15 protein-coding genes and 1 pseudogene are annotated in these 20,238 nt (G+C 72.6%); 3 read left to right on the top strand and 13 right to left on the bottom strand.

Going from position 1 to position 20,238, the window contains the following annotated elements; translation table 11 throughout:
- Positions 1-61: 61 nt before the first annotated feature.
- A complete protein-coding gene (locus PKE99_RS23870) occupies positions 62-2,800 on the bottom strand; it encodes an ATP-binding protein (protein ID WP_037049688.1) in 2,739 nt (912 codons plus the stop codon).
- Positions 2,801-2,902: 102 nt separating this feature from the next.
- Here PKE99_RS23870 and PKE99_RS23865 point away from each other — a divergent pair, with 102 nt between their 5' ends.
- Entirely contained in the window at positions 2,903-3,400 is a 498-nt protein-coding gene (locus PKE99_RS23865) for a quercetin 2,3-dioxygenase (RefSeq protein ID WP_037049769.1), read from the top strand.
- Between the two features lie 31 nt (positions 3,401-3,431).
- Here PKE99_RS23865 and PKE99_RS23860 read toward each other — a convergent pair whose 3' ends face one another.
- Positions 3,432-4,778: an HNH endonuclease signature motif containing protein gene (locus PKE99_RS23860; protein ID WP_051737879.1), complete on the bottom strand. Its 1,347-nt coding sequence runs from the start codon at positions 4,776-4,778 to the stop codon at positions 3,432-3,434.
- A 340-nt stretch (positions 4,779-5,118) separates the two neighbouring features.
- Here PKE99_RS23860 and PKE99_RS23855 point away from each other — a divergent pair, with 340 nt between their 5' ends.
- The gene (locus PKE99_RS23855) at positions 5,119-6,963 is read left to right on the top strand and encodes an FAD-binding protein (RefSeq protein ID WP_051737880.1); all 1,845 of its coding nucleotides are present in this window, start codon (positions 5,119-5,121) and stop codon (positions 6,961-6,963) included.
- A gap of 896 nt (positions 6,964-7,859) precedes the next feature.
- Here PKE99_RS23855 and PKE99_RS23850 read toward each other — a convergent pair.
- From PKE99_RS23850 to PKE99_RS23830, 5 genes are read right to left on the bottom strand one after another with little or no spacing between them, the layout of a single operon-like run.
- Positions 7,860-8,573 (bottom strand): LLM class flavin-dependent oxidoreductase, encoded by a 714-nt coding sequence (locus PKE99_RS23850; protein WP_037049691.1) that lies wholly within the window; start codon positions 8,571-8,573, stop codon positions 7,860-7,862.
- Complete coding sequence (locus PKE99_RS23845; protein ID WP_037049692.1) at positions 8,570-10,519, bottom strand: acetoacetate--CoA ligase; 1,950 nt, start codon at positions 10,517-10,519, stop codon at positions 8,570-8,572. Before PKE99_RS23845 ends, PKE99_RS23850 begins: the two co-directional genes overlap by 4 nt.
- 54 nt (positions 10,520-10,573) lie before the next feature.
- Complete coding sequence (locus PKE99_RS23840; RefSeq protein WP_037049694.1) at positions 10,574-11,329, bottom strand: SDR family NAD(P)-dependent oxidoreductase; 756 nt, start codon at positions 11,327-11,329, stop codon at positions 10,574-10,576.
- A 42-nt stretch (positions 11,330-11,371) separates the two neighbouring features.
- Positions 11,372-12,361: an LLM class flavin-dependent oxidoreductase gene (locus PKE99_RS23835; protein ID WP_037049697.1), complete on the bottom strand. Its 990-nt coding sequence runs from the start codon at positions 12,359-12,361 to the stop codon at positions 11,372-11,374.
- Positions 12,358-13,911, bottom strand: coding sequence for an acyl-CoA synthetase (locus PKE99_RS23830; RefSeq protein WP_037049699.1), 1,554 nt, complete (start codon positions 13,909-13,911; stop codon positions 12,358-12,360). Before PKE99_RS23830 ends, PKE99_RS23835 begins: the two co-directional genes overlap by 4 nt.
- 124 nt (positions 13,912-14,035) lie before the next feature.
- On the opposite strand from PKE99_RS23830, the gene PKE99_RS23825 reads away from it, so the two are divergent.
- A complete protein-coding gene (locus tag PKE99_RS23825; RefSeq protein ID WP_037049701.1) occupies positions 14,036-14,653 on the top strand; it encodes a TetR family transcriptional regulator C-terminal domain-containing protein in 618 nt (205 codons plus the stop codon).
- A gap of 41 nt (positions 14,654-14,694) precedes the next feature.
- On the opposite strand, the gene PKE99_RS23820 is transcribed toward PKE99_RS23825, so the two are convergent.
- The 6 genes and pseudogenes from PKE99_RS23820 to PKE99_RS23795 all read right to left on the bottom strand — a co-directional run bounded on the left by PKE99_RS23820 (position 14,695) and on the right by PKE99_RS23795 (position 20,165).
- A complete protein-coding gene (locus PKE99_RS23820) occupies positions 14,695-14,928 on the bottom strand; it encodes a DUF8691 family protein (protein ID WP_037049702.1) in 234 nt (77 codons plus the stop codon).
- Positions 14,925-15,245: a WhiB family transcriptional regulator gene (locus PKE99_RS23815; RefSeq protein WP_081924508.1), complete on the bottom strand. Its 321-nt coding sequence runs from the start codon at positions 15,243-15,245 to the stop codon at positions 14,925-14,927. The genes PKE99_RS23820 and PKE99_RS23815 overlap by 4 nt, the downstream gene beginning before the upstream one ends.
- Positions 15,246-15,352: 107 nt before the next feature.
- Positions 15,353-18,112 carry a winged helix-turn-helix domain-containing protein gene (locus tag PKE99_RS23810; RefSeq protein ID WP_081924509.1) on the bottom strand — a complete coding sequence of 920 codons (2,760 nt, stop codon included), beginning with the start codon at positions 18,110-18,112 and terminating at the stop codon, positions 15,353-15,355.
- Positions 18,113-18,345: 233 nt separating this feature from the next.
- Positions 18,346-18,597, bottom strand: a pseudogene (locus PKE99_RS23805) (UPF0158 family protein); the annotation flags it as partial.
- Positions 18,598-18,651: 54 nt separating this feature from the next.
- On the bottom strand, positions 18,652-19,062 hold the full coding sequence (locus tag PKE99_RS23800) for a hypothetical protein (protein WP_156067823.1): 411 nt from the start codon (positions 19,060-19,062) through the stop codon (positions 18,652-18,654).
- Entirely contained in the window at positions 19,059-20,165 is a 1,107-nt protein-coding gene (locus PKE99_RS23795; protein ID WP_037049707.1) for a plasmid pRiA4b ORF-3 family protein, read from the bottom strand. The genes PKE99_RS23800 and PKE99_RS23795 overlap by 4 nt, the downstream gene beginning before the upstream one ends.
- Positions 20,166-20,238 lie beyond the last annotated feature (73 nt).

Genomic DNA, 20,238 nt, shown 5'->3' with positions numbered 1-20,238 from the left:
TGCGCTGAATGGACGCGTGCCCAGGCCCGCGTCCCGCATCGCCCGGAGGGCCAGATGCGCGCTAGGAGTCCCTGCGTCCGCCGAGCAGCCGCACGGCTTCGGCGACCAGGGCGGGGCGTCGGGCGGCGCCCGTCTTCGCCAGCAGCCGTTCGACGTGCTTCTCCACGGTCCGCACGGACAGCACGAGCCGCGCCGCGATCTCCCGGTTGTCCAGGCCCTCGGCGACCAGCACGAGGACCTCGCTCTCCCTCGAGGTCAGACCCTTCTCGCGCAGAACCGCGGGAACGACGGTGGTGGTCCGCCGCGGCACGGCCACTCCGGCCCTGCGCAACTGCCCGCGCAGGGCCGCGGCCCAGCGCTCGCGGCCCCGCGCCTCGACCTTGGGAAGATCCGCGGCCAGCCAGCGGGCGGGCTCGCCCCAGCCGTCAACGAGCGCCGCCCCGGCCACCAGTCGTCGGGCCTGCAGGCGGTGCCAGCCGATGTCCACGGGACTGCGCAAGGTGTCCTCGGCCTCGTCGAACGCCGTGAGCGCACCGGCCCGGTCGCCGCGGCGGCCCCGTGCGATGGCCTCCGCGAACCGTGCCATGCCCCGGTTCCACCGGTTGGTGAGCGGATCGGGCGGCTCGGGAGGGGCGATCCGCCCTGCATCGCAGGCCACGGTGGTCATGAGCCAGAGTCCGACGCCAGGTGAGCCGGTGACCTCGTCCGGCCTGCGCGCGAACTGCGTCATCGCCTCCTCGAGGTGCGCGTGGGCGGCGGTGTCGTCGCCCCGGTCGAGGGCCCACATCGCCCGCACCTGCGCGATCTCCCCGCGCAGGTGGGTGTCGTCCGGCGCGAGGGCCTGCGCCTCGGCGAGCTGCGCCTCGGCCTGCTCACCGAGGTAGGCCCGAGCCGCGGCGTCGAGGACGAGGGCCTTGGGCAGCGTCGCGAGGTGCAACCGGCGAGAGGCCGTGATGCAGCGGGTCGCCGCCGCGACCGCCTCCTCGGCTTCCCACCGGGCGTTGCGGATGGCGGTCTCCTGCAGGTCGAGCACGGCGACCCCGGCGAGATCGCCGAGCGCGGCCACCCGCGCCCGGGCCTCGGCGAGCAGGTCGACGCGGAGGGTCTCCTGCACCCCGGCGATGGCCCGCTCGTAGGCGGCACGCGCCGCCGCGTGCGCCAACCCGTGCTGCTCGGCGAGGGTCCGGGCACGCAGCGCCAGCGCCTCGGCCTCGTCGAGGTCGGAGCGGCGGGCGAGGCGGCTCAGCAGCAGGAGGGCCTCGACCCGCACGTCGACCGGGCCGCGCTCGTGTGCCGCGGCCGCCAGGTGAGCGGCGTCGTCCGGGCGGGCGTCCTCCAGCGCGACGGTCGCGCGCACCACCATCGCCCGCAGCCCGTCGGCGCCGTCGGTGGGAACTTGCCGAAGCTCTGCCTCGGCGGCGGCCCACCGGCCGGCGCGGACGTGGACGCGGGCGAGCCGGACACGGGCCGCGGCCGCGTGCGGCGCGGCGTCGAGCAGGCGACGGCTGATCGCGGCGGCCTCCTCGGTCTTGCCAGCGGACGTCAGGACCTCGGCGAGGAGCTCGTCGACGGCGGTGGGGTCGTCCGACACCTCACGGGCCCGGCGGAGGGTCGTCTCGGCGGACAGCAGGGCGCCGCGGGCGAGGTTGCGCCGACCCGCCTCGAGCAGCACCTCGGCCGCCGCGGCCCGGTCTCCCGCGGTCAGGGCGAGGTCGGCGGCGACGTCGCACCACGGCCCGTCGAGTTCGGGCTGCCGGTGCCGGACGGCGGCGAGCGCCCTCGCGGCCCAGGCCGCGCGCTCGGGCGGGAGGAGGTCGGCGAGGACCGCGTCGCGGACGAGGGCGTGGCGGAACCGGAACTCGTCCTGCTCCGCGGGTTCGATCATCCCGGACCGGATGGTCTCGCGGAGGACGGCGAGCGCCGCGGTCTCGTCGAGGCCGACGGTGTCCGCCAGGACGCGCCAGTCGAACCGCTCGCCGAGCACGGCGGCGGCCTGGAGGGCCGCGCGGCCGTCGTCGGGGAACGCGGCGAGCCGCGTCCGGACGGACTCGGCCACGGACCGGGGGACGACGCCGGGCTCGGCGCCGAGCAGTTCCTCGACCAGGAGCGGGAGACCGGCGCTACGACGGCGCAGCGCCTGTCGGTCCGCCGTGTCGACCAGGGTGTCGATCCCGCAGGCGTCGATCATGGCGTCGATCTCGGGTGCGGTGAGCGGTGCGAGTATGCGGACGGTGCAGGCGCCGCGCCGGGCCAGGGCGTCGGTCAGCTGGGCCACGGCGTCCGGCTCGTCGCGGGCGGTGAGGAGCAGGGCGACGCGCTCGGTGTTGTCGGCGAGGAACTCGACCACGGACAGTGTCTCGGGATCGGCCCAGTGCAGGTCTTCGAGGACGAGCAGCAGCCCGTCGGGCGCGAGGTCCTGGAGGAGGCGGAGGACGGCTTCGGCGAGGACGAGTACGGAGCCTTCCGGCCGGTCGTCGACACGCCAGCGGGGAACGAGCCGACCGAGCTCGGGTCGGGCGTCGAACCCCTCATGCCGACGCAGCCCGGCGAGCAGGGCCTCGGCGATGGGTCGGAACGCGGTCGCGTCCCCGTGCGGCACCGCCCGTCCGGTCAGCGCGGGGATGCCCCATGCCTCCGCCGCCACGACCGCCTCCCGCGCGAGACGCGACTTGCCGATCCCGGCGGGGCCGAGGAGCGCCGTCGTCGAGCCCCGTCCGAGCCGGGTGGCGGCCAGCGCGGACCGCACCGCGGCCAGCTCCCCCGTCCGTCCGACGACGACGGGGCAGCGCGGCGCGGGCACCCACCGGACAGTAGGCGACCGCACAGACGTACGTGCAGCGTTTGCGCCGGATACGTACACACCCCGATGTCGGTGGGCGCGCGACGCGTCAGTGTCGAGGTCATGACGATCCCCACCACTCGCCCGTACCACCTCGCCGCCGGTGAGGGCCCCGCTCTGTGGCACCTCGGCGCCCTGCTGACCTTCAAGGCGACCAGCGACAACACGAACGAGCGCCTCTGGGTGCAGGAGGCGTACGGCGCCCGTGGCTACGCCAGCCCGCTGCACCGCCACACCCGCGAGGACGAGGCCTTCTACGTGCTCGACGGCCGCCTCGCGGTCTGCGTCGGCGACGACGTGATCACCGCCGAGACCGGCAGCTTCGTGTGGGCCCCGCGGGACCTCGCCCACGCCTTCTGCGTGGAGTCCGACGAGGCCCGCTTCCTCGCCTTCTCCACCGGCGGCCGGATGGACCACTTCTTCTTCGCGACCGGCGAGCCCGCGCCGTCGGCGACCCTGCCCCCACCGCCGGACGGTCCCCCGGACGTCGAGGCACTGGTCCGGGCGATGACGGAGTACGGCGTGGAGATGGTCGGCCCGCCGCCGCAGCCACGGGGGTGAGCGAGGCCCTGGCCGGAGGGGTGCCAGGGCCTCACGAACGCCGCGGCAGCGCCACGAGGTCGTCCAGGCTCACCTGCTCGACGGGTCGGCTGGGCGCGGGGACCCGACCGAGGAGGTCCGGACGATGGACGACGTTGCGGCCCGGTGGCCCGCCCGTCCACCACGGCGGATGGAACGAGGGGATCCCCCGGTCGACCGTGACCGTCCACTCGCCTCGGTGGATCAGCCGGTGGTGGCGCGCGCACAGCAGCACCGTGTTGCCCAGCGAGGTCTCCCCGCCGTCGACCCAGTGCCGCACGTGATGGCCCTCGCACCACTGCGCGGGCATTCCACAGCCGGGGAACGCGCATCCACCGTCGCGGACCGCCAGGGCCCGCCGCAGTGCGTGCGGTACGACCCGGTGCTTGCGCCCGACGTCGAACGGCTGCCCGTCCGACCCCAGGAGCACGGGGACCACCCCGGCGTCGCACGCCAGGCGCCGCGCGTCCTCGGCGCGGATCACCCCACGCGCGAGCCCGTCCCCAAACTCCAGCAGTCCCGCCCCGTCGTGGCGGAGGTCCTGCAGCGAGATCGTGACGGTGATGTGCGGCCGGGTCCCGCCCTCGACGGGCAACGCCCCGGAGTTCAGCATCCGCCGGCACAGCTCGACCAGCGCGTCCCCGTCCCGCTCGGCCATCGACCGGGGATCCGGTCGCGGCTCACCCGGGCCGTGCTCGCACCCGGACTCCGTGCACTGCCCGGCCTCGTGCTCACCGGTCGGCGCGGCCAACGGGGACAACGCGGTCCGGATGATCGCCGCCGACTCCCGGTCGAACCAGCCCCGCGCCTCGAACCCCTCACCGCGGGGCAGGAACCGCAGCCGCGTCCGCGTGGGGTCGTTGTGCCGAGGCCGCGGCCCGTCCGGATCGAGCATCGCCAGCGCGTGCTTGCCCACCCTCCGCAACGCGTCGGGGTCGAGGAGCCGGGCCTGCTCGGCCAGATCCTGTTCGAGGGGTTCCCGGTGCTCGGCGACCAGGTGTGGCGGGAGCGCGGCGAGCGTCCGCTCGATCACCACCACGTGGTCCAGCGAGATCTCTGCGGCTGCCACCGCCTGCGCGGTCTCCGGCAGGGCTGCGGGAAGCGACTCGCCTTGCAGGGAGCGCCGCGGAGCGGCGGCCCGCGCCGCCCGCACCCGCGCCTTCGCCGCGCCCGCCCCGACCTTCTGCACCGTGCGCAACAGGTCCGCGGCGTCCTTGAACCCACGCTCGGCGGCGATCCCCCGCGCCTCCAGCTCCCCGACGACGGCGAGCATCCGGGCCTCGACGGCATTGCGCGCGCGCTGGACGTCGGCGACCGCGGCGAGGAGGTCCTCGTCCGCCACGTCGCCCCAGCCGGCCATACGTGAACTGTATCGAACATATGGTCGAGTAAAGCCTTCTGAACTGCGTTGATGCGGCGAGCGGGCGCCTCACGCGGACGACTGGTTCAGCACTTCTCCACGAGGCCAGCCGTCTCGATAGCAGTGGTGCCGCCCAACGGCAGATGTGGGCTTCTCGGCGCAACCGACAGAGGGATGCTGATGGGTGCGCGAGATCCTCGTCCGCTCCCGCCCCGCACCCCGGTGCTCGACCAGCGCCAGCTTGGCGCCCTCTCCCGCAATTGGAGTCGGGTTGGAGCCGGCGGGTGGACGGTTCCCGCGACCGGGCCGATGAGGCGGCCCGTGCTCGGGAGGGAGCGCCATGTCCGACGGATTCGCTGCACTCGACCGCGCCCTCGCCGGCCGGGTCCACCGGCCCGACACGCCCGGCTTCGACGCGGCGTGCGCCGGCTTCGACCTGGCGGCGATCCCGACGCCCGACGTCGCAGTCTCCGTGACCTCCGAGTCCGACGTGACGGCCGCGGTGCGCTTCGCGGCGGAGCACGGGCTCCCCGTCGCGGTCCGGGCGACCGGGCACGGGCCGATCCCCGGCGTCGACCACGGTTTGTTGATCGACACCCGCACGCTCTCGAGCGTCTCCGTCGACTCCTCAGGCGGCATGGCGACGATCGGCGCCGGCGCCACGTGGGCCCCCGTGCTGGCGGCGTGCGCTCCGCTGGGGTTGGCGCCGCCGTGCGGGTCCGCGCCCGACGTCGGCGCCGTCGCCTACACCCTCGGCGGCGGCCTCGGCCCGTTCGGCCGCAGCCACGGCTGGGCCGCCGACCGGGTCCGCCGGCTCCGGCTGGTCACCGCCACCGGTTCACTCCGCGAGGTCACTGCGGAGTCGGATCCCGAGCTGTTCTGGGCCTGCCGGGGCGGCGGCGGCAACTTCGGGGTCGTGACGGAGCTGGAGATCGACCTCGTGCCTGTCGCGGGCCTGTACGGCGGTGGACTGTTCCTGCCCGGCGAGGCCGCACCCGAGCTGCTCGCCGCCTTCGGCCGGTGCACGGCAGACGCCCCCGACGAGCTCACCCTCTCGGTCGCCTTCGTGACCTTCCCCGACGTCGAGCCGGTCCCGCCGGCGGTCCGCGGCCGGTTCGTCGGGCACGTCCGCGTCGCCTACCTCGGTGCACCGACCGAGGCGGAGGACCTGATCAAGCCACTCCGCGCGGTGGCGACGCCGCTGCTGGACACCGTGCGGCCCCTGACCGTGACCGAGATCGGCACGATCCACGCCGACCCGGTCCTCCCTCAACCCGTCGCCTGCGGCGGCGCGATCCTGCCCCGCTGGGACGACGCCGCGATCGACGTCCTCCTCGACGAGGTCAGTGTCTCGACGCCGCACATGCTGGAGCTGCGGCACCTGGGCGGCGCCCTCGCCCGTCCCCCCGCCGTCGCGAACGCGGTCGGCCATCGCGACGTCCACTACAACCTCTTCACCTCGGCCTACCCCGGCCCGGCCTTCGCCGACGCCGTCGGCCTCCAGACCGCGCTGTACGAGCAATTGCTGCCCTGGACCGGCGGCCGGGCGCTCTACAACTTCGCCGCCTCCCCCGGCGGGCGTCCGGTCGATGCCCGGACCGCCTTCGACGAGCCCACCTACTCGCGGCTACGAGGCGTCAAGACGGCGTGGGACCCGGACAACCTGTTCCGCTTCTGCATCGACATCCCACCCTTCGCGCCCTCTGGCGGCGGCTCGCTCCGGGAGCGGATGCAGGAGATGTTCACGCGGATGGTCGAGGCGAAGGACGCCTCCCTCGTCGACACCTACTACGACCCGGAGTTCGTCCTCACCACGAACGGCCAGACCCAGGACCTCGCCGCCTTCCGCGCCGGCCACGAGCGCGTCTACGCCACCCCCATCACGTACCGGGTGGAGTACGACGACGACTCCTGGGTCGAGTCCGGCCCCCGCCTCGCCGCGAGGGTGTGGATCACGACCCAGCGGCCGGGCGAGGAGGCGCACCGCATCGAGGTGGTGCTCGTCGCGGAGTACCGAGAGGGCCGCCTCCTCCGGGTCCACGAACTCACCTGGCCGGACTGGTCGCAGCTGGGGGCGTTCGAGAGATATGGGGGGACGGGCGAAAAAGTTGCCGCTTCTGCAGATCCTCGCGATGACCGTGCCGCAGGCCGTATGGACGGCGAACCGCCTACTACTGCCTGCTGAGATCGGCAATCTTCTAGGTTTCAGTGACAGCGCACAAACAGCCCACAGGCCATGTCCTGATACCCAACCTGTCTGGGCGATTGCGACCGAGACGTTGCTCCGTCACAGGTCGGAATCAGCCGCCACTCCAATTCCCTCATCCCCTGCGCGGCTGGCGCAGGCCCCCAAGCCCTGCGGCGCAGCAGGCCTGCCAGTTGCACTCTCCAAAGTTCCGTCAAAGCCTCGAAGCCACCACTGATTTGCAGAGTCCCGGAATCGCGAGGCGCAACGAAGCTGTGCGCCGTTCAGCAGACCCGCCCAGTCTGGACCATAATCAACTCTCTCTGCGATCGATCGCAGCTCGGCCGTGCCCTGGCGCATACGGCGCGGTTCCGACGACGGACCCGCTACCGCTCGATGGACGCGGAAGCGGTGAGCCGGGGTGTCAATCCAGATTGTCAAGTCATATATAGGCTTGCCGCTTTGGTTGATGTAGCGAACGAGCGGCAACTTATCTTCAGTGCCAACGCGAACCCAAAGCGCGACGCCTGCGGCGTCGGCCTGTCTCTCCAGTCGCTGACGATCAGCATTCTCGTTCTCTAGGAGCTTCAGCTGGCCGTAAGCTGCCCGCCCCGCGAAAACTGCAGCACCCAGAGCCCCCACAGTGGCGATCGCCGAGAACCAATCAGGCACAGAACCCCAGTCCATTCGCGAATGATGTCACAGCGCTTGTCAGCCCAGGCACACGGCCTACACCTCGGATGGCTGAAGGTTGCTGTGAGGCCGAGTCCGGCGCTTCAGCGACCAGCCTCGTCAAGGGCGTTATCCAACTATTCACCAGATCGAGTTGCCCGCCCGCGTGCCTTTCCCGGCAGAGCTCTACCGCATACCTCACTAGCTCCGGCCAAGGTCGTCCATCACAGCAGCTCATTAGAGAGGGCTACGACCTTCCCGGGGTTCGGCCCTCCTCGCTCGATCACCACGACCGCGTCGTCGAAGCCGGCCTCTGCGTAGCGGTGGAGCTGCTCGCCGACCGGGCCGAGGGTGGCGGGGCTGGAGAGTGGGATGGCGCAGACGACGGCTCGTTTGCCGCCCGCCGCTCGGAAGCGGGAGTGGGCCTCGAGGATCTGGTCGGGGGTGCGGCGGTAGGCGGAGGCGATCCAGCCGTCGAAGTGTCGGGCGGCCTTCTCGACGTTGGCGCCCCAGGAGCCCAGCAGAAGGGGCGGCGGAGCAGGTAGCAGGTCCCGCAGCTGCGCCACGTTCTCGTCGAGGGTTCGGAAGCGGCTCCGGAAGTCCCGGTCGAGCAGCGCGTAGTCCGTATCAGTCGAGCCGGGGCTCACCCCCAGCGTGAGGCGGTCGCCGCACACCAGCTGCAGGGACTGGATCCGGTGGGCGAGGTCGGCGGGGTGGTGGAGCGGGACCTGGACCGTGGCCGTCCCCAGCTCCACCCCATCCACCGCAGAAGCAGCCGCCGCCAAGGCGACGAAGGGGTCGGGGACGAAGCCGGAACGCCCGATGATCTGCGGCATCCACAGGCTCTCGAAGCCGGCGTCCACCAGGCGTCGGGCCCAGGAGGCGACGTCGTAGGGCGGGCCCGAGCCCAGGTGAGCCAGATAGGCGCCGAGCTTCACAACCGGGAAGCCGCGAAGCGTGCGTACCAGCGCAGCGCGTCAGGGTCGTCGACCGAGGCGATGTTCGCGGCCTTCTCCAGCGGTCTGCCGCTCATCAGCTTCTTGATCGGGACCTCGAGCCGCTTGCCGCTCAACGTGTGGGGAACGGCGGGCGCTTCGAGGATCTCGTCCGGAACGTGGCGGGGCGTCAGGCGGGTCCGCAACGTCTGCACGATCTTCTGCCTGAGCGAGTCGTCCAGCACGTGCCCCGAAGCCGGGACGACGAACAGACCCAGCCAGTAGCCGTCGTCGGGCTGGTCGACCCCGACCACCAGGGTCTCGCTGATCTCCGGCATGGTCTCGAGCACGTCGTAGAAGTCGCTGCTGCCCAGCCGGACACCCTGCCTGTTCAGGGTCGAGTCCGAGCGGCCGTGGATGGCGAGGCTGCCGTCGGCGTAGAACGTGACCCAGTCCCCGTGCCGCCAGACGCCGGGCCAGGTCTCGAAGTACGACTCCGTGTACCGCTCCGCGTCCGGGTCGTTCCACAGGCACACCGGCATCGACGGGATCGGCTGAGTGACGACGAGGTCCCCCACCGAGTCGACGACCGGCTCACCGTCCTCGTCCCACGCCGCGCAGTCGACGCCGGCGAGGCGGCCGCCGATGCGCCCCACCCGGACCGGGGCGTACTCGTTGGCGCCGACGAACGCGCCGGAGATGTCGGTGCCGCCGCTGGTCGAGTCGATCCGCACGTCCGGGCCGACGTGCTCCATGATCCAGTGGTAGCCGGCCGAGGGCAGCGCCGAGCCGCTGACCATCACGTGCCGCAGCCGGCTCAGGTCGTGCTCCTGCCGGGGCGACGCCCCGGTGTTCGCCGTCGCGGTGACCACGGCGGCGCCGAGCAGCATGACGTCCGCCCGCGTGCGGGCCGCGACCTCGAAGACCGCGCCCGCCGGGTGGCCGGGGCTGCCCTCGTACAGCACGATGCTCGCGCCCCCGGTGAGCGCGCCCAGCTGCATGTTCCACAGCGCCCAGCCAGTCGAGGTGAAGGTGAACATCCGCTCGCCCTCACGCAGACCGCCGTACAACCCGGACCACATCAGGCCCTGCAGCGTCATCCCGCCGTGGCCGTGGACCAGACCCTTGGGCAGCCCGGTGGTGCCGGAGGTGAACAGCACCCACAGCGGGTGGGAGAACTCGACCTGCTCGAACTCGAGCGGCGCGTCCTCGCCGACGAACGAGTCCCACGGGACTGCACCCGAAGGAGCGAGCCGGTCGAACACGTACGGCACATGGACGAAGTGCCGCACCGTCGGCAGCTTCTCGCGCAGTGTGGCAACGACGTCGGCGCGGTCGATCTCCTTGCCGTTCCAGTGGTAGCCGTCCGCGGCAATGAGGACGGTGGGCTCGAGCTGTGCGAGACGACCGATGGTGCCCTCGGCGCCGAAGTCCGGGGAGCAGCACGACCACACCGCCCCGACCGCGGCGGCGGCGAGGACGCCGATCACCGCGTGCTCGGTGTTCGGCAGGTACGCGCAGACCCGGTCGCCGGGGCGCACGCCCGCCCGCCGCAGCCAGCTGGCCGCCGCCGCGACCGACCGGCGCAACTCGCCCCACGTGATCTCGCGCGCGGGTGCGCCGCCCTCTCGGACGCACACCATCGCCACCGAGGAGTCGGCGCCGCGGCGCAACGCGTGCTGCGCCCAGTTCAGCCGCGCGCCAGTGAACCAGCGGGTGTGCGGCATCGGGTCGGGGGTGCGCACCTGCGTCCACGGCGCGGAGAACTCGACCCCGTAGTAGTCGACGACGGACAACCAGAACCGGCCGATGTCCTCCACCGACCAGGCCCAGAGGGCGTCGTGGTCCGCGAACGGCCGCCCCTCACGCTCCTCCAGCCAGTCCAGGTACCCGCGCAGCGCGGAGCCCTCGATGCGGGCCGCCGTCGGGCTCCAGAGCGTGTCGGTCATCCGTACCGCCTCACTGTGCGACGGGCCCGGTCGCGCCGGGCCCGTCGCACATGCTCACACGAGGGACGCGGTCAGCCCACCGTCGAGGACGTAGTGGCTGCCGGTGATCCACGACGCCCGGTCGGACGCGAGGAAGGCCGCCACCTCGGCGATGTCCTCCGGGGTGCCCAGCCTGCCCTGCTTCATCGCGACGAGGTCGCCGAAGGGGACCTGGGTCGCCGCCTCGAAGTCTGGGACGAGCCGCTCGACCATGGCGGTGTCGGCGAAGCCCGGGCAGACCGCGTTGACCCGCACGCCCGTCGGGCGCATCTCCACCGCGGCGACCCGGGTGAGCTGGATCAGCGCCGCCTTCGTCGCGCAGTAGGAGCCGAGGAGCGGGCTGCCGCCGATGCCGGCGATCGAGGCGATGTTGACGACGTTGCCCTTCGACTCGATCAGGTGCCCGATGGCCGCCTTCATCGCCACGAACGGACCGCGCACGTTGACCGCGTAGATCTTGTCGAAGCTCTCCGTCGACTGCTGCAGCAGCGGCGAGGAGACCTCGATCCCGGCGTTGTTGACCAGCACGTCGAGACCGCCGAGCAGGTCCACCGCCTGCTGCACCGCGCCCTGGACCTGGCCCTCGTCCGTGACGTCGCAGTTGGCCACGCCCGCGGCGCCGATCTCGTCCGCCGTCTTCTTGGCCGCGTCGGCGTCGATGTCGCTGATCACGACCCGGGCGCCGCGCTGCGTGAACAGCGTCGCGATCGCCTTGCCGATCCCGGCAGCGGACCCGGTGACGAAGACCCGCTTACCGTCGAGTTCGGGCATCTCTTTCCTCTCACTTCGTTGTGGGGAGTGCGGAACCGGAGGTCAGGAGGCCTCGACCTTCGGCATGATGTCGTTCTTGATCCGCTTGAGGTCGTCGAGGGTCTTGGACACGGGGACGTCCGCGAACGGCGGCCAGAACATCGGCATCGTCATCCCGGCCTCCTTGTACGCCTTGAGCTTGTCGGTGATCTGCCGCTCGCTGCCCGCCAGCAGGTTCGTGACCTTCCCCGCGGGGGAGTCGTCCAGGTCGACGTCCGTGATGACCGTCCAGATCATGCTGCTGATCTCGAGGTCGCCGATCTTGCGCTGGCTGCCGATCGCCTCGAGCTCGCGCTCGATCCCCCCGCGCCACGTCGCGATGTCCTCGGGCGAGTCCTGGATCCCGATCCAGCCCTTGAGGTCGTACTTGCTGACGCGCTTGGCCGCCCGCGCCGGGTCCTTGAGGCCGGAGAAGAAGATCGGCAGCGGGTCCTGCAGCGGCTTGATCCCGAACCCGCAGCTGTCGAAGTCCGCGAACTCGCCGTGGTACTCGAACAGCTCGTTGTTCCAGATGCCCTGCATGACCTCGATCGTCTCGCGCACGTGCTTGTGCCGTTTCGGGAAGATGTGCGCGGCGCTCGCGGCCGCGAACTCCTCCGGCATCCACCCGGATCCGACGCCGACGTTGAGCCGACCGTTCGAGAGGTGGTCGATGGTGGCCATCTCCGTGGCCAGGACGCCGGGGGCGCGGAACGGCGTGTCGATGATGCTCATGCCGATCCGGACCTTCGAGGTCTTGGCCGCGAGCCACGGGATCAGCGGATAGCCCTGGAACCACTGGCCGCGCGAGGACACCGGCAGCGCCTTGGGCAGACCGTCCATCATCCCGAAGGGGTACTGCAGCTCCTGCCGGTCCGACGCCTCCGGGACGACGATCCGGTCGAGCGTCCACACCGAGTCGAAGTCGAGCTCCTCGGCGAGCGCGGTGAGGTCCTCCAGCTCCTTGACGGTCACCTTGTCGCGGAAGTTGGGCAGGTAGAGGGCGAGCTTCATCGGGTTCCGCCTCCTTGCGGTACTGCGGTGAGTGTCGTGCGGATCTCTGTCTTGAGGACCTTGCCGATGGTGGAGCGCGGGAGGTCGGGCCAGATCTCGATCTGCTTGGGCGCCTTGACGCTGCCGATGCGCTGCTTGACGAACGCGATCAGCTCGTCGACGTCCACCTCGGTGGCGGGCTGGAGCTGGACCACGGCGGTGACCCGTTCGCCCCACTTCTCGTCCGGCAGGCCGACCACCGCGCAGTCGCGGACGGCGTCGTGGGCCATCAGCGCCTGCTCCACCTCGGCGGAGTAGACGTTGAACCCGCCGGTGATCACCATGTCCTTGGCGCGGTCGACGATGTACAGGAACCCGTCCGCGTCGAGGTAGCCGACGTCGCCGGTGTGGTGCCAGCCGTGGGCGGACGCCTCGGCCGTGGCCTCGGGGTTGCGGTAGTAGCCGGCCATCACCAGCGAGCCGCGGACGCAGATCTCGCCCCGCTCCCCGCGCGGCACCGGCCGGCCCTCCTGATCGAGGATCGCCACCGTGACCAGCGGCGAGGGTCGGCCGGCGGACGACAGCCGATCGGTGGCGATCGTCCCGTCCGGCAGGCGGTGCTCGGCCGGGGACATCGTCGAGATCATCATCGGCGCCTCGGACTGCCCGAAGAGCTGCGCCATCGGCCCGATGCGGTCGAGCGCCTCGGCCAGCCTGGCCACCGACATCGGCGCCGCGCCGTACCAGAAGCACTGCAGCGACGACAGGTCCGTGCTGTCGAGCGCCGCGTGGCCGAGAACCATGTAGATCAGCGTCGGCGGCAGGAAGGTGTGGGTGACCCGGTGCCGCTCGATCAGCTCCAGGAACCGGCCGACGTCCGGCTTCGCCATGATCACGACCTCGCCACCGCGGGCGAGGATCGGGAAGCACAGCACGCCGGCCGCGTGGGTCAGCGGGGCCTGGGCCAGGTACACCGGGCGGCCCTCGAAGGGGTAGCTCATCAGCGTGATCGCCGACATCGCCTCGAGGTTGCGACCGGTGAGCATGACCCCCTTGGGGCGCCCCGTGGTGCCACCGGTGCCGACCAGGGCGACCACGTCGTCGGGCTGGGCGGCCTCGGCGTCCGGGTCCTCGCGCGCGGCGTCGAGCCAGGGGTGGAAGGCCTGCGCGCGGCCGTCGCCGTCGCCGAGGCGGACGAGCGTGGTCAGCTTCGGGAGGTCCGGGGCGATCGCGGCGACCAGGTCGTCGAAGGCCGGTTGGAAGATCAACGCGGAGCAGTCGAACAGGTCGAGCAGCTCCGCGTTCTCCGCGGCCGCATTGCGCGGGTTGATCGGGCACCACACCGCACCCGCCCGGGCGATGCCGAAGACGCAGGAGAACGCGGTCGGGTCGTTGGCCGAGAGGATGCCGACCTTGTCGCCCGGCCGGACGCCCGAGCGCCGCAGTGCCCTGGCGACGGCGTGGGAGAGCTCGACGACCTCGCCGTACGACAGCGACACCCCGTCGAGGGTCAGGCAGGGAGCCTCGGGATCGAGGGAGGCGCCCTTGTCGAGATAGAAGGTCAGCGACATCGTCGTCCCTCGATCGTCGTCGGCATCGTTGCTGACAGGGACGACCGTGGCCCGATCTTGGACGGTTGTCAAGATTTTCCTGGACGAGTGGTCAGGAAATCCCCTCGATGGGTATCGTCACCTCATGCCCAGCTCCGCTGCGGTGCGGTCGCGGTCCCGTGCCGACAAGTTCGAGGACCGCCGTCGCGAGCTCGCCGACGCGGCGTTGCTGACCCTGGCAGAACTCGGCTACGCGCGCACCAGCCTGCGCACGATCGCGGACAACACGGAGTTCTCCCACGGGCTCCTGCACTACTACTTCGCCGACAAGATCGACCTGATCACCTACTGCGTGCAGCGCTACAAGGACGCCTGCGTGCAGCGCTACGAGGGCTTCGTCGCGGAGGCGCGCACGCCCGCGGAGCTCGCCGCGGCCTGCGGGAACGGGCTGGCCGCCACCCTCGCCGACGCCCCGCTCATGCACCGGCTCTGGTACGACCTGCGCGCGCAGTCCCTGTACGAGGAGGCCTTCCGGGACGACGTCGCCGAGATCGACGGCCGCCTGCAGGACATGATCTGGCGCCTGGTCCGCGGCTACGCCCAGCTGTCGGGAGCGGAGCCCACCTGCTCCCCCTCCGCCGCCTACGCGATGTTCGACGGGCTGTTCCAGCAGGCACTACAGCGGTACGTCGCGGGCTCGGGGACGGCACTCGACGAGCTGCGGGACAACTGCCGGGACCTGCTGCCGCGGCTCTTCGTCTGATCTCTCGGTGGCGACGGCCCCGGGGGCACGCACGGTGAGGGTCAGCCCGTCGACGGCGGCTCCAGCTGCCGCACCGACAGCAGCGGCACACCGAGATCACGGATCCTGGCCAGCGCGCCGTGCAACGCGGCCTGGTCGGCCAGTGGCCCGGTGAGCACGGTCTGCCCCGCCGGACCTTCGGTGGCGACGAGCCCGGCGAGCCATTCCGACCACTCGTCGTCGAGCACGGCGCCCACCCGGATCTCGTACACCGGTCCCCTGTCGGCCCCGCTCATCCCGAGTACGCCAACGCGGACCGCGGCGGGCGCCCCGGGCCCCGCTTGCGCGCGATCACCGTGCCGCGGTCGATGATCTCGCCGCCCCAGACCCCCCACGGCTCCCCGCGCCGCACCGCCCCGGCCAGGCACTCCGCGCGGACCGGGCAGGGCCGGCACAACCGCTTCGCCCGTTCCAGGTCGAGGGGCGAGACGGCGAACCACAGGTCGGGGTTCGCGTGCTGGCACGGCAGGGCGAGGTCGGCCGCCGGAGCGGCGCGCCGTCGACTCCGGATGTCCACGGCGCTCCGTGAGCTGACGGTCGCTGACGTGGGCATCGCCCACCTCCTTCCGGACCCCGGCGACGGTAGGCGGACCGGCCGGCGCCGGGATCACGCGAAGGTGGGAGGCACGGTGGCATCTCGCGCCCACCACCACCGCCGCGTCAGGGCAGCAGCCCGAGAGCGCGTGCCCTTGCGACCGCCTCCGTGCGGTTGGTGGCGGCGAGCTTGTCGAGCACGTGGGTGACGTGGCGCTTGACGGTGTCGACGGAGATCACCAGCTCCTCGGCGATGGCGCGGTTGGGTCGGCCGTCGGCCAGCAGGGACAGGATCTCCTTCTCCCGGGCGGTGAGCGGCTCGACCAGACCGGGGGCGGCGACCGCGCCGCGCCGGGCGGCGGGCAGCAGCGGGTGGCCACCGCGGTCGAACGCCGCGCTCAGGGCGGACAGGAAGGCCTGGGGGACGGCCCGGCCGCCGTCGAGCCGCTCCAGGCGCCGGCCGACGAGCAGCTCGCGCAGCAGCGCGGCCGCGGCGGCACCCTCGTCGACGAACACCTGCAGCTGACGGTGCGGCGCGGCCAGGGCGAGGGCCTCGACCAGGAGCGTCGCCGCGCCGGCCCGGTCGCCGAGCTCCGCGTGGGCCAGCGTCTGGAGGACGCGGATCTCGACGACGCTGCCCGTGCGGTGCTGGACGACGGCCAGGTCGTGCCACCCTTCGAGCAGCTCGACGGCCTGCTGCGGCTGTCGCCGGACGAGGACGCGGGCCAGGAGGAGGTACTCCGGCTCGCGCGGGTAGTGCGGTTCGTCGGCCGTGCCGAGGCCACGGGTCCGCACCCAGTCCGCGACCTCGTCGACCCGTCCGTGAGCGAGCGCGATCCGGGCCGCCTGCACACCCACCGACGCCGCGATGGGCGCGGCGACACCGGCCCCGGCCGCGAGCCTGCCCGCCTCGTCCAGCGCCTCGGTCGCCCGGTCGTGCTCACCGCGGGCGTGCCGGACCCGGGCCGCGACGACCAGCGCGGTGACCTGCCAACGGGGCCGGCCGAGCCTGCGGCACAGCTCGACGGCGGCCTCGGCCTGCTCGGCGGCCGCGTCCAGCCCGCCCCGCAGGAAGAGGATCTGGGCCAGACGCGCGTGGGCGACGCCCGCGTCCGGCAGGTGCGTCCGGTCGGCCGGCCGGGCCCACGTGTCGAGGGCGCTGCGGTAGATCCGCAGGGCCTCGTCGAGGCGGCCCTGGACCACCCGCATCCAGCCGGTCAGGGAGAGCGTGCGGGCGGCGAAGAACGGGTCGGCGCGCGCGGCCCACGGGTGCACGACGAGCTCGTCGAGGAGCGGTTCGGCGGCGTCGGCCGCACCCTCGAGCAGGAACCCGGCCGCCAGGTCGTAGCGCAGGAAGTACTCGAGGTAGCCGTCGGCGCGGTCGACGAGGGCGAGACCGTCGCGGGCGTGCCGGACCGCTGCCCCGCCGCTGCCGGTCCGCAGGGCGAGCTCGGCGTGGACCAGCGCGACGACGGCGGGCAGCGGACCCAGGCCGGGCTCCGCCCCGGCGTCGGGGCCGCCCTCCGCATCGGCGAGCAGCGGCTCGACCTCCTCGACGCGCCCGCTGACCAGCGCCGCGAGAGCCTTCGTCGCGCACAGGTGGGGGCGCAGGCGCAGCAGCTCGTCCGGCAGCGCGGCCAGCCACCGGTACAGGGTCGCCGCTTCCCGTCGTCGGAACCGGGTCTCCGCGTGCTCGCCGACGATGTCGGCGGCCCGCTCGTGGTCGCCGATCGCCAGGAGATGGTGCACCGCCTGATCGGCGAGCCGGTGCCGGGCGTACCAGTCACCGGCGGCACGGTGCAGGACCTCGACGCGGCCGGGCTGCTCGCGGGCCAGCCGGGCGCGGAGCAGGTCGGCGAACAGGTGGTGGTACCGCCACCACCGGCGGACGTCGTCGAGCGGGTGGAGGAACAGGTTGGCCTGCTCGATCTGCTCGAGCAGCTGCTGGCTGTCGTCGCGTCCGCGGACCGCGTCGCACAACGGCCCCGACAGCCGTTCCAGCACCGACGTCTCCAGCAGGAACCGACGCACGTCGGCCGGTTGGCCGTCGAGCACCTCCTCCGTCAGGTAGTCGAGCACGAAACGGTTACTGCCGGAGAACTCGGCGACGAAGCGCTCCACGTCCGCCCGGCGCGCCAACGACAACGCGGCCAGCTGGAGCCCCGCCGCCCAGCCCTCGGTACGGGCCGCGAGCGCCGCGGTGGCCTCCGGCGGCAGCGAACGGGCGGTGGCGGCGCCGAGCAGCGCTCCCGACTCCGCGACGGTGAACCGCAGGTCCTCGGCGCGCAGCTCGGCGAGCCGACCGCGCGCCCGCATCCGTGCCAGCGGTAGCGGAGGATCGGCGCGGGTGGCCACCAGCAGTCGCAACGCAGCCGGGAGGTGCTCGAGCAGGTCGGTCAGCGAGGCGTGGACCGCCGCCGAGTCGACGACGTGGTAGTCGTCCAGCACCAGCACGACCGTCTCGGCGCTCTCGGCGAACTCGTTGACCAGAGCCGCCACGGCCGCGTGGTACGACGGCGTGGACAGCGCGCCCGAGCGTGCGGAGACGGCCTCCGCGAGGCCCGGCCGCGCGACGTCCAGCGCGGCCGCGACGTGGCGCCAGAAGCGGACCGGGTCGTTGTCGGCGTCGTCCAGCGACAACCACGCGACCGGTGTCCCGCAGCGGGCGGCCCACTCGGAGATCGCGCTGGACTTGCCGAACCCGGCCGGCGCGGAGACCACCACCAGCTCGCGGCTCACCGCATCGGCCAACGACGCGAAGACCCGGGGCCGGGTGACGAAACCGTCCCGCAGGGGAGGCGGCCGGAGCTTCGTGGCCAGCAACACGTCGCGGTCCGCGCCCGTGCCCGACGTGCCCACCGTGCCGACGCCACGGGATCCGGTCACCGGGACTGCACCACCATGAGCGGTCTCTCCCCTCACCGTGACCGTGCGCCGATCCCGTCGACCGTGTCAAGGGCCCGCCGGAGAGCGTCTCGATGTACGGCGCTACCAGCCGCGGGCGGTGAGCAGGGCCATGAGATTCCGCTTGGCTCGGTGCGCGCGACGCACCCACCGGACACGAGCAGCGGAAGCCGAGCCGTCGCTCATGCGCTGGACCTCGCCGGCGTCGAGGCGCATCAGTGGCCCGCGGCCCGACACCCGATGTCGGCCAGCCAGGCCCGGGCCCGACCCCGCTTGCGCTCGTCCGTGAACTCGAACCATCGGCTCAGCTCGTCCTCCCGCGCACGCCGGAGCGTGTCGGCGAAGCGGCGGAAGGCGCCACGGCCGCGGATGGCGCCATCGAGCCGGTCTGCGAGGCCCTCGTCGGGCACGGTGTCGATGAACTCGACCATGTCCCGATAGCCGTCGCGGGAATTACCGTCGACCCAACGGAAGCGTTCGGCGTCGTCGAAATCCGGGGCCTCGACGTCCGCGCCCTCCTCCTAGGCGTACTCCACCGCGGATCGGGGCCACACCTCACCGGTGTGCAGGTCGAGCGCACCGCCGGTGGTCAGCGGGTCGCCCTCGAGGATCGCGCTCAACTGTTCGAGGTCCACGGCGAGCGGTCGCAGGAGAGGAACCGGGCCGGTGCCCGCCAGCCCGTCGAGCTGATCGGCCAACTCGTCGTCGCCGATCCAGTCCCGCTCTCGCAGCGCTGCCGCGCAGTCGGCGGCGAGCTGCGCAGCACCGGGGGCCTGCTGTGCCAGCGCGATCGCCACACCGTCCCCGATGAGCTGCCACAGCGGGAGCGGTGCGGACTCCGCGCGGAGGAGCTCGACGACGGCAGCTCCGTCCCCGCGGTAGACGGCGCCTCTGAGCTGCCGTGTCCACTCCCGCCGTTCCAGCCGTCTCACCACGCCGCCCGGTGCGTCCACAGATCCGCCAGCCCGGTCGCCCGCGGCAACAGGGTCCGTGCCGACGGGCCCGCCTCCCAGGTCTTCCAGTCCCCAGCGACGAGGTCGAGGGCCCGCAGTTCGGCGTCCATCCCGCCGAGCAGCGTGTCGAAGTCGGCGGTGACCAACGGACGCCCCTCGACGGCCCACCCGTCGCCCATCATCGGCTCGATCCGGCGGACCAGCTCGGCCCTCGGGAGCGGACCGGACGCCGCAAGGATCGCGACGGCAACGACGCCGAGCCTGCCGCGGAATCCGTCCGGATCGAACCACGTCCGCAACCGACGGACGATCTCCCGATCGTCACCGGCAGCGCGGGTCGGGCTCAGCACGCCGCGCGCCAACCGGGCCAGCCCGACTCCGCGCAGGATGTCGTGCAGGACGGGGAGCGGGAACAGGTCCTCCTCGACGGACGCGGGTCGGTCCAGGGGGTACCACTCGCGGCGGTGCTCCTGCACCGCCCGCACGACCGAGCGCGGCAGGCGCCCGCCAGGTGTGAGCCGGACCCCACCCTCCAGCAGGTCGAGCAGCAACCGGACGCTCTCCGGGACCGCACCGACCGTCTGTCGCAGCAGCAGGCTCGTCGCCTCGAGGTCGAACGTCGGCAGCTCACCCGCCCACCTCCGGAGCTCGCCGTACTCCTCGTGGTGGGGGTCGGCGAGGACCTTCCGCAGGTGCTCGTAGCCCGGCGGGCCGCCGCAGTCCTCCGGCGGGCAGGGCCCGGTTCCCTCCACACATCCGGGGGACTCCCCACCACGTCCGAGGACCTCGACGTCGTGCTCCCAGCCGTCGCCGAAGTCGTAGAGGTACTCGAACCGAGGGGGCAGATCCCGCAGCCGGGTCGCCGCCTCGTCCTGCACCGCGAGGTCGTCCCAGTCCGGGTCCGGGAGCCCGTAGCGCACCCCGTCGGCCGTGAACTGGTGCAGATGGCTGTCCGTCCAGCCGAGCGCCGCCTGGAGCAGCTCGTGCAGTTCCGCGAGCGACACCACCGCGGGGACGTCGATCACGCGGACGACGGCCGGTTCGACGTCGCGCATGCTGATCCGCAGCCGGGTGGTCCGCATGAGCGGACCGTACCGCCGTCGCGTCGCTGCCGAGCTCCCTCGGCGCCCGTCGGCCGTGAGGCGACTCCCGGGA

Source organism: Pseudonocardia halophobica (genome assembly GCF_027922425.1).
Lineage (GTDB): Bacteria > Actinomycetota > Actinomycetes > Mycobacteriales > Pseudonocardiaceae > Pseudonocardia > Pseudonocardia halophobica.
The sequence above is the reverse complement of the archived record's forward strand: the minus strand, read 5'-3'. Positions and strand labels throughout refer to the sequence as shown.

Coding starts and splice junctions, on each gene's coding strand:
- PKE99_RS23865 (WP_037049769.1), top strand. CDS start 2,903: ATGACGATCCCCACCACTCGCCCGTACCACCTCGCCGCCGGTGAGGGC.
- PKE99_RS23860 (WP_051737879.1), bottom strand. CDS start 4,778: ATGGCCGGCTGGGGCGACGTGGCGGACGAGGACCTCCTCGCCGCGGTC.
- PKE99_RS23855 (WP_051737880.1), top strand. CDS start 5,119: ATGTCCGACGGATTCGCTGCACTCGACCGCGCCCTCGCCGGCCGGGTC.
- PKE99_RS23845 (WP_037049692.1), bottom strand. CDS start 10,519: ATGACCGACACGCTCTGGAGCCCGACGGCGGCCCGCATCGAGGGCTCC.
- PKE99_RS23840 (WP_037049694.1), bottom strand. CDS start 11,329: ATGCCCGAACTCGACGGTAAGCGGGTCTTCGTCACCGGGTCCGCTGCC.
- PKE99_RS23835 (WP_037049697.1), bottom strand. CDS start 12,361: ATGAAGCTCGCCCTCTACCTGCCCAACTTCCGCGACAAGGTGACCGTC.
- PKE99_RS23830 (WP_037049699.1), bottom strand. CDS start 13,911: ATGTCGCTGACCTTCTATCTCGACAAGGGCGCCTCCCTCGATCCCGAG.
- PKE99_RS23825 (WP_037049701.1), top strand. CDS start 14,036: ATGCCCAGCTCCGCTGCGGTGCGGTCGCGGTCCCGTGCCGACAAGTTC.
- PKE99_RS23820 (WP_037049702.1), bottom strand. CDS start 14,928: ATGAGCGGGGCCGACAGGGGACCGGTGTACGAGATCCGGGTGGGCGCC.
- PKE99_RS23815 (WP_081924508.1), bottom strand. CDS start 15,245: ATGCCCACGTCAGCGACCGTCAGCTCACGGAGCGCCGTGGACATCCGG.
- PKE99_RS23795 (WP_037049707.1), bottom strand. CDS start 20,165: ATGCGGACCACCCGGCTGCGGATCAGCATGCGCGACGTCGAACCGGCC.